This is a genomic window from Roseateles sp. PN1 (genome assembly GCF_038419725.1).
Taxonomy (GTDB): Bacteria; Pseudomonadota; Gammaproteobacteria; order Burkholderiales; family Burkholderiaceae_C; genus Paucibacter_A.
The window spans coordinates 126,085-137,892 of record NZ_JBCARA010000001.1; the positions used below are offsets into that span (position 1 = coordinate 126,085).

The 11,808-nt window shown below is 65.1% G+C and carries 8 protein-coding genes; 2 read left to right on the forward strand and 6 right to left on the reverse strand.

Annotation, left to right across the window (positions count from 1 at the left end; translation table 11 throughout):
• Nucleotides 1–352: 352 nt before the first annotated feature.
• Nucleotides 353–676, reverse strand: a complete 324-nt coding sequence (locus AABB87_RS00445) for a hypothetical protein (RefSeq protein WP_341969123.1) — start codon at nt 674–676, stop codon at nt 353–355.
• Between AABB87_RS00445 and AABB87_RS00450 the strand changes: the two genes are divergently transcribed.
• Entirely contained in the window at nt 663–3,278 is a 2,616-nt protein-coding gene (locus AABB87_RS00450; protein WP_341969125.1) for a PKD domain-containing protein, read from the forward strand. The genes AABB87_RS00445 and AABB87_RS00450 overlap by 14 nt on opposite strands.
• Before the next feature lie 78 nt (nt 3,279–3,356).
• Here AABB87_RS00450 and AABB87_RS00455 read toward each other — a convergent pair whose 3' ends face one another.
• From AABB87_RS00455 to AABB87_RS00475, 5 genes are read right to left on the reverse strand one after another with little or no spacing between them, the layout of a single operon-like run.
• Complete coding sequence (locus tag AABB87_RS00455) at nt 3,357–4,853, reverse strand: TolC family protein (protein ID WP_341969126.1); 1,497 nt, start codon at nt 4,851–4,853, stop codon at nt 3,357–3,359.
• Nucleotides 4,854–4,893: 40 nt separating this feature from the next.
• Nucleotides 4,894–6,033 (reverse strand): ABC transporter permease, encoded by a 1,140-nt coding sequence (locus AABB87_RS00460; RefSeq protein ID WP_058721304.1) that lies wholly within the window; start codon nt 6,031–6,033, stop codon nt 4,894–4,896.
• A 15-nt stretch (nt 6,034–6,048) separates the two neighbouring features.
• Complete coding sequence (gene rbbA / locus AABB87_RS00465) at nt 6,049–8,895, reverse strand: ribosome-associated ATPase/putative transporter RbbA (protein WP_341969127.1); 2,847 nt, start codon at nt 8,893–8,895, stop codon at nt 6,049–6,051.
• A 7-nt stretch (nt 8,896–8,902) separates the two neighbouring features.
• Nucleotides 8,903–9,889: an HlyD family secretion protein gene (locus AABB87_RS00470; RefSeq protein ID WP_341969128.1), complete on the reverse strand. Its 987-nt coding sequence runs from the start codon at nt 9,887–9,889 to the stop codon at nt 8,903–8,905.
• Entirely contained in the window at nt 9,886–10,596 is a 711-nt protein-coding gene (locus AABB87_RS00475; RefSeq protein WP_341969129.1) for a CerR family C-terminal domain-containing protein, read from the reverse strand. The genes AABB87_RS00470 and AABB87_RS00475 overlap by 4 nt, the downstream gene beginning before the upstream one ends.
• A gap of 285 nt (nt 10,597–10,881) precedes the next feature.
• Here AABB87_RS00475 and AABB87_RS00480 point away from each other — a divergent pair, with 285 nt between their 5' ends.
• Entirely contained in the window at nt 10,882–11,688 is an 807-nt protein-coding gene (locus AABB87_RS00480) for a helix-turn-helix transcriptional regulator (protein ID WP_341969130.1), read from the forward strand.
• Nucleotides 11,689–11,808: the final 120 nt, after the last annotated feature.

An 11,808-nucleotide genomic window follows, 5' to 3' on the forward strand; every position in this document is an offset into this window, starting at 1 on the left:
AAGCGAAACCCTTTGCTCGCAAGCCCACGACTACTTTTTGGCCCGAGGTCGTTGCGCGTCACGGCTTGCCAGTCGAGGGGTGCTTTGTCGCGCAGCACATTCAGGCCTACCGGCCCCAAGGAGATGCACCTCAGCCAGCGAATGGACTAGGCCAGCCCCTGTTTTAGGGGTGATTTTCAACCGAGAACTTGCGCTTTCGGGCCGGAATTTGTTGCTACAGTCCGCGCAGAAAAATTGGAACAAAGCGGCTCTCCCCATCTTGGGCGCTTGGCTCGATCGCAAAGTTCTGGGTGGCGGTGGTGCACCTTGCGATCGTCAAGCAAGCTCTTTGCCCATAGAACTTTCAGGGAACTCATATGTTGCATTGGCTGAACGGGCGCCGCTGGGCGTCGCTCGCACTTGTCCTTTCTTTGATGGCTTGCGGCGGCGGTGGTGGTGGTGCGGCAAATACAAATGTCACCCCGCTTGATGCGCCGGTTGCGCGCATCAACGCGTCCGGTGTCAATGCCGACAGCGATGGTTCGATGCGCGGTGCGGTCAATAGCCAGGTGACCTTGGATGCGTCCACCAGCACGGCCTCTTCAAGTGTCCAGAGCTTTAGCTGGGTGCTCAACCAAGTGCCCAGTGGCAGCAAGGCCACCCTGAACAGCAGCAGCGCGAAGATGGCCATGTTCACGCCCGATGTGCCGGGCAAGTATCAGGTGACGCTGACGGTCACCAGCGCCGGCGGGCTGAGCGTCAACAAGGCGGTGGATTTGGTGATCACCGAAGCGCCGCCGGTGGCGAATATTGTGATCTCGGCGGTCTACACCGGGTCCACGACGCCCGCGCAAATCGCCCCCATCGATGCCACGCTGGGCAGCGTTTTCACCTTGGACAGCTCCCAAGTTAAGGCCAGCGATGGCAGCGCCGTGACAAGCGTCTGGTCCATTGAGCAGCAGCCGGCGGGCAGCTTGGCCAAGGTGCAGGCCAGTGGCGCGCAGTTCCAGTTCACGCCCGACTTGATGGGCCAGTACATCCTGCGTGCGCGTGTTCGGGGTGCAACCGGCAATGCTTTTGACGCCCTGTACACCTTGCGGGTGATCTACGCACCGCCCGCCACATCGACCATGATCGTGGCGCCTAACTTCAGCGCCGTCGCTGTGGAGCAAGCGGCGATCGACACGACCTTGGGCACCAATTTCGTCCTCGACACGGCTTCTTTGCGCGCCAGTGATGGCGGGGGTGTTCGCACCACCTGGAGCGTGCTGCAGCGCCCGGATGGCAGCGCCGCAACATTGTCCGGCGCTGATCCGCGCGTTCAGTTCAGGCCCGACCAACTGGGCGTGTACAAGCTGCTGGCGCATGTGGAAGACCAGCGCGGTGCGTATTCCGAGTCGGTGCTGCCCATCAATGTGCGCTACTCCCCGCCCGCCACCGCCAATATCTTGGTCAACAGCAGTTTCACCGGCACCACTATCACCCAAGCGCCGGTCAGCGCCTCGCTGGGTTCGGTGTTCACGCTGGATACCTCAACGGTGCGCGTCAGCGATGGCACCCCCGTCACCACGGCCTGGCAGATCCTGGAGCAGCCCAGCGGCAGCCGTGCGCAACTCAGCGGTGCAGGTGCGCGCTATCAAATCACGCCGGATGTGCTCGGCAGCTATCGGCTCAAAGTTCGCGTGCAAGACGTCCGTGGTGGCTGGGGCGAGTCCATCTACACCTTGAATGTCTTGAATCGCCCACCCGAGGCCAATGCCAGCGTCAATACCGCGCCGCTTGCGGCGATCTCCTATGGCAGCGCCAGGGTTCAAAGCGGTGCCTCGATGACTTTGCGCGGCGGTGCCAGTTTTGATGCTGACGGCGACAGCTTGAGCTATAGCTGGGCGCTCACCAACGCCCCCGCCAGCAGCACGACCAGACTGAGCGCAAGCTCGGCGGTCGACACCGCCATCACCTTCGATGTCGATGGCGACTACACCATCGCGCTGCGTGTGACCGATCCTCAAGGTGCCTATTCGGACCGCCAAGTCACGGTCAGGGTTGGCGACGCGCCACCGGTGATCGTGTATGACCACAATAGCTGGACCACCCTTCTGGGCAGCGTCGCAACGGCCAATGCTGGCTTCAGCTACAGCCCGCAGAACAAGGCCTTGACCTACGTCTGGACCTTGGACTCAGTCCCGGCCGGCTCAAGCGCCACCATTCCCAACGCCAGCGCGGCTCAACTCTCGTTCACGCCTGATCAGCCCGGCAATTACATGGCTTCGGTGGTGGTCAGCGATGGCGTCTTGCGCAGCACGGCCAGCGTTAATCTGCGTGTGCTCGCGACTGCGGCCAACACCACCGAGCTGGGCTTCAAGCCGGTGAAGGTGCGCTACAGCCAGGGCTTGGATCAGCTGGTGACGATCAGTGCTGCGCCCAATGTGCTGAGTTTCGTCAATCCGTTTACCGGCCTGATTCGCTCGGTCCCGCTGCTGGCAGCACCCACGAATTTGAGCCTCAGCCCGGATGGCAAATTGGCCTTGGTGCTTTACGGGACGGTGGTGGACCTGTTTGATGTTGCTAGCGGCAATCGCATTCGCTCGACCAATATCCTCAGCATCCGCAGCGAGGCACTGTTGCTGAACTCGGGCGAAGCCTTGGTGTTTGGCGGCGACCAATGGAGCGGCACACCGGGCTTGATCAACGCCCGCACCGGCGCGATTTTGCCCTTCTCGGTGAGTTACGCTGCGGGTACTTTCTGGGGCCAGCAGCAATACGGCCTGTTCGCCGACAAGCTCAACACAGCGTTCACCGTTTCGTCGGGTCTCTCGCCGTCCAAGATCACCTATCTCAAGTTGGACCCGGCCAATGCGTCCACGGTATTGGGATCAGGCGACTGGCCTTATCACGGTGATTACTATGCCTACGCCCCTATTGGGCTGAACGCGAGCCAGACCCTGGTGTTCGATAGCAGCGGCGTGGTCGCGAGAACCTCAGATCTGCGATTTGCTGGCCGCATCGATCTGGGCGGCACACTGCTCAGTGTTTCGGCCTCGAGCGATGACACCGAGCTGCTGGCCCTGAAGGGTCCTGGCTGGCAATGGGGGAGCAGCATTTTGTCCAGCGACTACGCGCTGGTGGATCCTGCCTTGCTGCTTGTCCGAAGCACCTTGAACTTGCCGCTCATCAACGGTCAACAAGCGTATGGCTTGGCGCTGTTCCACAGCACGGCCGATCGCCATGTGGGCGTCGTTCAGACTGGCGGGAACGATCTGGATGCAGCGGGCAAGCGTTTCTGGGTGTTCACCCGATAAGGCTGATCAAGCGCTGGCGGCCGTGGGGCAAGGCGTGGCGCGCTGCGAGTGCAGCCGCCTTGCCCACTGCTGTGCCCCTCAGGGCTGGCCCGGCGTCCAGCCGCCGCCGATGGCTTTGTAGAGCTGCACCGTGGTGACGGCTTGGGCTGTCTGGGTTTGGATCAGCGCGTCTTCGCTTTGCAGGGCTTTGAGCTGCGCTTCGAGCACGGTTTGCAGCACGCCGCGGCCGGCTTCGAAGAGGCTGCCGGCGTGGGCGGCGCCGTCTTGGGCACTGCGGGTGGACTGGGCTAGTAGCGTGGTGCGTGAGTCCAGCGCGCGAACGGCGCTGTAGGCGTTCTCCACATCTTCCAGCGCGCTCAACACCGCTTGCTCGTACTGCGCGGCGGCGGCGTCAAGCCGGGCGTCTTGCGCGGCGATATTGGCGCGGATGCGGCCGGCTTCAAAAACTGGCAGGGTCACGCCCAGGCCCCAGGCGCTGCCGCTGCCGCTGGACTTGGGCAGGCCGGAGATGTCGATATGACCGCTTTGCGCCAGAAAGCCGATGGTGAATTTGGGGAAAAGCTCGGCCTTGGCGCTGCCCAGCTTGGCGGCCTGTGCGCGCACGAGATTGGCGCTGCCGCGCACATCGGGGCGGCGCTCCAAAACCTCTGAGGGCAGCACCGGCGGCAGCTCGGCCGGCATGCGCATCAGCACTGTTTGCGGCGGCAAGCCGCTGAGCGCCTGTGGCGCCTGGCCCGTCAACACGGCCAGCCGGCGCAGGCGCACGCCCAGCAGCATGTCCAGAGGCTGGCGCTGGGACTCCAGCTCTTCCACCAGGCTGCGGGCGCGGTCGATGTCGGCGCGGGTGGCTTGGCCGGCATCGAAACGGCCTTGGGCATAGCGCTGCAGGCGCTGCGCGGTGGCGATGCTGCGGGCCAGCACGGCGCTGCGGCGCTCTACGCTGCGGGCTTCGAAGTAATTGCTGGCAATGTCGGACACCAGCAGCATCTGCGCGCCATGCTGGCGTTCTTGATAGCCCAGGGCGGCTTGAGCGGCGGCCTCGGCGTCGCTGCGCCGCGCGCCAAAGATGTCGACCTCCCAGGCCGCTGCAAAGCCGGCCGTGCTCAGCGAGGTCATCGGCATCGCGCTGGGCAGCGGCAGCGGGATGCCGCCCGGCAAGGCCAGCTGGGGCAGGCTTTGATTGGGGTTGGACTTGCCCACGCCGGCGCCGGCGACCACGGTGGGGTACAGGGCCGATTCGGCCTGGGTCAGCAGCGCGCGCGCTTCCTTGACCCGGTCCACCGCGATGCGGATGTCGGCATTGGCTTGCAGGCCGGTGGCCATCAGCTGGTTCAGCGTGGGGTCATTCAAGACCAGCCACCAACGGGCCAGGTCGGTGGCGGCTGCGGCCTCAGCCCCAGCAGCAGATGCGGCTGGGGCGGGCACGGAATCGAAAGCTGCTGGCGCCGCCACGCCAGTAGGCGGCGCCACCGTCACGCTGGTGCAGGCCGTTAGGCCAGCGAGCGCTGCAAGTGCGGCCAAAGCGATCAGCTGCCGGGCAACTGGGGGCGTGAGTGTGAGCTTGGTGATAGCCATGGCGAAACCTGGGTTTGAAATGAACGCGGATGAACGCGGCTTAGCCCTGCTTGGCCAGCATGGATCGAAAACGCGTCAAGGCAATGAACAAGAACAAGGCGCCGGCGGCCGCGATGGCCAGCAGCTGCGGCCACACAATCTCCAGCCCGGCGCCGCGGTAGATGACGGCTTGCGTGTATTTCACGAACTGGGTGGTGGGCGAAAACTGCACCAGGCTCTGGATCTGCTGCGGCATGCTTTCCACCGGCGTGGCCGCGCCCGACAGCAGGTAAAGCACCACATACACCGGCGCCGCCAGCAAACCGAACTGCGGCATAGACGAAGCCAGCGTGGCCAGCAAGATGCCCAGCGCCGTAACGGCAAACAGATAGAGGCCCGTGCCCAGGAAGAACAAGCCCAGCGACTGCAACAACGGCTCGGCCAGCGGCACCGCCAGCACCAGATGCACCACGAACCACAGCGACAACATCACCGCCAGCAAGATCACGCCGCCGTTGGCAACGATCTTGGCCATGGCGATCTCGCTCGGCCGCACCGGCATCACCAGCAAATGCTCGATGGTGCCGTGCTCGCGCTCGCGGATCACCGCCGCGCCCACCAGAATGATGGCCAGCACCGTGACGTTGGTGACGATCTGCATCACGCCGGTGAACCAATGGCCCTGGTTATTCGGGTTGAACAGCACGCGGGTGACCGAGCGCGTCGGCAGCTGCGCTTCCAGGCCGCGCGCATGCAAAAAGTCCAGCAACTCGCGCAGCACGATCTCGTTGAGATAGACCACGCCCAGGCCGGCTTGCGTCATCGCGGTGGCGTCCACCTGCAAGGCAATGGCGGGCGCGCGGCCGGCCAGTACATCGGCCTCAAAGTGCGGCGGGATGTCGAGGATGAAGATGTAGTCGCCCCGGTCCAGCGCCCGGTCCACCTCGTTGCGGTCGATGTCCACCGGTGGCTTGAAGAAAGGCGGCTGAATCGCATCGCGCAGGCGGCGCGACAGGGCCGAATGGTCACCGTCGATCACCGCCACCGAGGCATTCGCCACCTCCGCCTTCACCCCCTTGGCCGTGCTGTAGATGGCGACCGAGAAGGCGAAGATGATCAAGGCCATCAGCGGCACATCGCCGAACAGGCTGCGCAGTTCTTTCACCGACAGGCGGGCGACGTTGAGGAGCCATTGCTTCATATCGGACTCCAGCCTTCAGGCTTCTTGCTTGCGCACGGCCGCGCGCGCCGTCAGCAAGTACAGCAGGCCAAAGCCGATCAGCGCCGCATACATGGGCCCAAAGCTGCTGAGGCCCAAGCCCTTGGTGAAGGCCCCCAGGCTGATCAGCTGGAACCACGATGAAGGGAAGCCCAGGCCCACCCACAGCGCCGTGCCGGTCAGGGTGGACACCGGGTAGAGCAGGCCGGAGAAATTGATGGACGGAATCAGGCAGATGATGGCCGTGGCAAAGGTGGCCCCCACCTGCGACTTGAAGAAGGCCGAGACCAACAAGCCCAGCGCCGTGGCCGCGAACACAAAGCACAGCGCGCCCAAGGTCAGCGCCATAAAGCTGCCCTTCAGCGGCACGCCCAGCAGAGTCACGCTGAGGAACACCAGGGTCAGATAGCTCAGCATGGCCAGGCCCACATAGGGCAGCTGTTTGCCGACCAGGAACTGCCCCACGCTGGCGGGCGAGGCGTAGAGGTTGATGATGGAGCCCATCTCCTTTTCACGCACCACGCCCAGGGCAGTGAGCATGGTCGGGATGATGATCAGGGCCAGCATGATCAGCCCCGGCGTGAAGGCGTAGATGCTGCGGAATTCCTGGTTGTAGGTGAAGCGCGGCTGCAAGCTGGCGGGCAACTGGGGCACGCTGCTGGCGCTGACGCCGGGCTTGCCCCGCACATATTGCAGCGCATGTTCAAGCACGATGCCGCGCGCATAGCCGCGCACGTTCTCGGCGGTGAAAGGCTGGGCGCCGTCGACGAAAAAGCCCAGCTCGGGCTGGCGGCCGCCGATCAAATCGCGCCCGAAGCCGGGTGGGATCTCGATCACCAGCGTCACGTCCTTGGTCTTGAGGCGCTGGTTGATCTCGGCTTCATCACGCAGCGGCGCATGTTGTTCAAAGTAGCGCGAGCCCTCGAAATGCTCGATGAAGCGCCGGCTGTCATAGCTCTGGTCGTGGTCCAGCACCGCGAAGGCGACGCGCTCGATGTCGAATGAAATTGCCAACGCCGCCGTCACCAGCAAGATGATGGGGCCCAGCAGGGCGAAGGTCAGGCGGATGCGGTCGCGCCGCAGCTCCATGCTTTCGCGCCGGGCAAAGGCCCAAGTGCCGGCGAACCAGCGCAGGAACAGCGCCCACAGGCCGAGGGCGGCGCGTGGTGTGGCAGCGGCGGCGGGTGCTTCGATTGCAGGCGCCGCCGCGCCATCGCCTTGTTGCTTGGCTTGCTGGCCGGGCTGCTGGCTGGCCGCCGTGCGCGCCGCCTGCACTGTGTCATCGGCCGCTTCCAGGTAGGCGATGAAGGCGTTCTCCAGCGTGTCGGCGGACTTGCTCTCGCACAGCGCCTGCGGCGTGCCCACGGCCAGCACGGTGCCGCGGTGCATCAGCGAGATGCGGTCGCAGCGCTGCGCTTCGTTCATGAAATGGGTGGAGACAAAGATGGTGACCTGATCCACCCGCGAGAGCCGCACCAGCTGGCGCCAGAACAGGTCGCGCGCGGCGGGGTCCACGCCCGAGGTGGGCTCGTCCAGGATCAGCACCTCGGGCTTGTGCAAGCAGGCCGCCGCCAGCTGCAGGCGCTGGCGTATGCCCAGCGACAGCTGGGCCGGCCGGGCGTCGGCATGCTCGCTCAAGTCAAAGCGCTGCAGGCTTTCGGTGATGGCTTGCTGGGCGGCCGCGCCTTCGAGCTGATAGAGCTTGGCATGCAACTCCAGGTTCTGCCGCACGCTGAGTTCTTCATACAGCGAGAAGGCTTGCGACATATAGCCCACCCGCATGCGGGTACGCATATCGCCGGCATTGATGGGCTGGCCCAGCAGCTGGGCGCGGCCGGAGGAGATGTCGAGCAAGCCGGTCAACATCTTCATCGTTGTGGTCTTGCCGCAGCCATTGCTGCCCAAAAAGCCAAAGATCTCGCCACGTTCGATGCGAAAGCTCACCTCCTTGACGGCAATGAAGTCGCCGAAGCGGCGCGTGAGCTGGTCGGCCTCGATGGCGGGCGGCCCTTCGCTGTGCTGGCGCGGCGGAATCAGCAGCGGCTCGCTATTGCCCCGCTTCTCCGGCGGCAGCAGCGCGATGTAGGCGGCTTCGAGCGAGCTAACGCCCGCCTTGCGCAGCACGGCCTCGGTGGGCTCGCACACCAGCACCCGGCCATCGTCCATGGCCACCAGGTGATCGAAGCGTTCCGCCTCTTCCATGTACGCGGTGGCGACGATGACGGTCATGCCGGGCCGCTCCTGGCGCAGCGCTTCGACCAGGCTCCAGAACTGCCGGCGCGACAGCGGGTCCACGCCGGTGGTGGGCTCGTCCAGGATCAGCAAATCGGGGTCATGCACCAGTGAGCAGCACAGGCCGAGCTTCTGCTTCATGCCGCCCGAGAGCTTGCCAGCCGGCCGGTCGCTGAAGGGCGCCAGGCCGGTGGCTTGCAGCAGGCGCTGGCTGCGCGCCTCGCGCTCGGCCGCACCTTGGCCGAAGAGGCGGGCAAAGAAGTCGATGTTTTCCGCCACCGACAGCGTGGGGTAGAGATTGCGCCCCAGGCCCTGCGGCATGAAGGCCACGCGCGGTGCCAGCTGCTGGCGAAAGGCCGCATCGGCCACATCGCCGCCCAGCACCTGCACGCGCCCTTGCTGAATCGTCTTCACGCCCGCAATCAGGCTCAGCAAGGTGGATTTGCCCACACCGTCCGGCCCCACCAGCCCAATCGTGCGGCCGGCCGGCAGGCTCAGGCTGACCGCTTGCAAAGCGCGCGCGCCAGCGGCGCTGCCGCCATAGCGGTGCGACAGGCCGGTGATTTCGACGGCGTTCATGGCGGCTTGGCGCGGCAGTGTGTGCAGGTGCATCAGCGCATCAAGGCTGCGGCAGCTTGACCGTCAGCTCGGTCGGCCAGGCGGCCTTGGCGTCGGCGCGTACAAAGCCATTGCCGGTCAGGCCGGCCTTGACGTAGCTGGCGTAGCGGGTGGCCACGTCGACCGGCACCTTGAGCTTGACGCGGTACATCAGCTTTTCGCGCTCGCTGGCGGTTTCCACATACTTGGGTGTGAACTGCGCTTCAGCAGCCACGAAAGACACCTGCGCCGGCACCACGAACTGCGGCGCCGCGTCCAGCACGATGCGTGCCTCGTCGCCCACTTGCAGCTTGCCGGCAATGGCAGTGGGCAGGAACACGGTCATATAGACATCGCTGGTGTTGAGCAGCGTGGCCACCCGGCCACCCGAGGGGATCACCGAACCGGGCTCGACCACGCGGTACTCGATGCGGCCGGCCACCGGCGCGCGCAAGCTCATGTCCTCAATCGCCACCTTGATGCGCTTGATTTGCGCGTCAGCCTCGGCGCGGGCGGCGGTGGCTTCGCCGATGGCGGCGGTGGCCACTTGCACACCGGCGCGTTCACCATCGCGCTGGGCTTCGCGGCGTTCCACCTCGGCGCTGGACACCAGGGCATCCTGGCGCAGGGTCTGGGTATGGCCCAGCTCCATTTGGGCGATGCGTGCCTGGGCCTTGCGCACATCGGTCTCCGCGCTGGCGCGGGCCATGGCTTGCGTGGCGCGTTGGCGGGCGGCGTTGATGGCATCCAATTGCGCCAACAGCTCGCTGCTGTCTTGCCGTGCGATCAAGGCGCCGGCTTCGACACGGTCGCCTTCCTTGACCGGCAAATCAATCACCCGGCCGGGATATTTGGCGGCGATCTCGATGCGCTCCACTTCCAGGCGGCCATTGGCGCGCATCAGGCCTTCGGGCGTGCGGTCGCGGTGCATATTGAGCCATGTGGCCCAGCCCGCCGCGGCGGCCAAGGCCAGGGCGCCGACGGCCCAGCTGATACGTTTGGTGTTCATGGTGTGGCGTCGCTGCAAGGTGAATAGGCGCTGAGCTGCGCGCGCAGCGCCTGGCCCATGATGTTCAGCAGCGTTTCCAGCCGCTGTGGGTTGATGGCTTGCCAGTTCAGCCGGCGCAGCAAGACCGTGTCGGCCAGGCGCAAGCTCATCACTTGGTGGAAGATCAAAAAGGTCAGGGTGCGCGTCTCGACCGAGTCCGGCGTGCAGCCGGTGATGCGGCCCACCACTTCCGTCAAGGTGGCTTGCACCGGCTCGATGGTGTGGGCGAAGATGCGCTCAAATGCCGCGTTATTTTCTGCTTGGGCACGCAAGAAGAACTGCACCCAGCTGGCTTTGACTTGGCCCGACAAGAGCATGCGCGCCTGGCTCAGCATGAACTGCACCGCGTGCTCGATCAAGTCGGCGCGGCTGCAATGCGGCGCCGCCGTGCCCTGGCGCAAGGCCAGCAGGGGCTCGGCCTGGTGTTGCTCGATATGCGCGGCCAGGAACTTGGCCGCCTGCGTGTACATCTCTTCCTTGGAGCCGAAGTAATAGGGGATGGCCCCCAGATTCATATTGGCGGCTTGTGCCACCATGCGCGTCGTGGCGGCTGCAAAGCCGTGTTCACCGAACACGTCCAGCGCGGCGCGCAGCATCTTGTCGCGCGCGACATCGCCGCGCGACGAGGTTTCAGCAGTGGCAGGGGCAAGTTGGCTGTGAGTAAGCATGGCGCGCACGGCTCTCAATTTGCTGCGATGCATCATCATCGCGGTGAAGTAGAAAGTTAGTCAACCGTATAAGTTGATTCAAATCAACTGGCGATAAGAGATTTCAGCGCCTTGCAGGCGGCGCCGCCCAAGCGTCGCTGGTCCGCCCAAGCCTTGAGACCGCCCGCCGAAGCCCTTGGCCCAGTGCTGCGCGAAGTGGCGAGTGACAATGCGGCCTGCCTGTGCCCCGCCTTGTCAGATTCCCCATCCCCACGCGCCATCGCCCGACGCGCCAGCCACCCCGCTATGTCAGTTTTCAGCGAAGCCACCGCCCAAACCATCTCCAGCGCTGTGCGCCATCAGGTGCGCACGGCCACGGTGCGTGACGATCTGGTGGGCTGGGTGATGGCGGGCCGCAAGCGCTTGATGGCGCCGGCGGGCGAGATCCAGTTCGCTGCAGGCCGGGTCTTTCTGATCCCCCGCCTGACCCAGTGGGACATGCTCAACGAGCCGCCCGCCGGTGGCCGTTACGAGGCACGCATCATCAATTTCGCCCCCGCCCTGGTGGCGCGCTTTCATCAGCGCTTCGGCCAGTTCGCGGCCACGCCCGCGCTGCAGGGCTGCGCCGGTGCCGAGGCCGATGAAGGATTTGCCGCGACCTTCGGCCATGCCTTCAAAGCTCTGCAGGGCGAGGCCGCCGTCGAGTCTTTGGCGCCTTCGGTGTCTGCGGCACTCCGTGAGCACCGCGCCTTTGAAGTCTTGCTGTTGCTGGCAGAGCGCGGCCTGGTCTTTGCGCCCGGCGGCGAGTTGAGCTGGGCCGAGCGGGTGCGCCGCCTGGTGGCCCAGAGGCCGCAAGCGCCCTGGACCTTGGCGGAAGTGGCCCAGGCGTTTCATCTGAGTGCCAGCAGCCTGCAGCGCCGCTTGGCGGAAGAGTCAGCCTCCTTCAGTCAGTGCATGCGCGAAGTCAGGCTGGAGACCGCCATGGCTTTGTTGCAAGACCCGGAGCTGCAAGTGTCCGAGGTGGCGGCTCGCTGCGGCTACGACTCCCACAGCCGCTTCTCGGCCGCTTTCCGCGAACGCTTCGGCTTCGCGCCCTCGCATTTGCGGCCTTGAGCCCTGCTTGCTGCGTGCCACGGCTCGCGGTGTGACGCACAGCAAATGAAGTCTGCGGGCTAGCGGATTGGGCTTGGGGCGGCGACCATAGCGTCTCGGTCCATTGGCTTGTATCGGCAA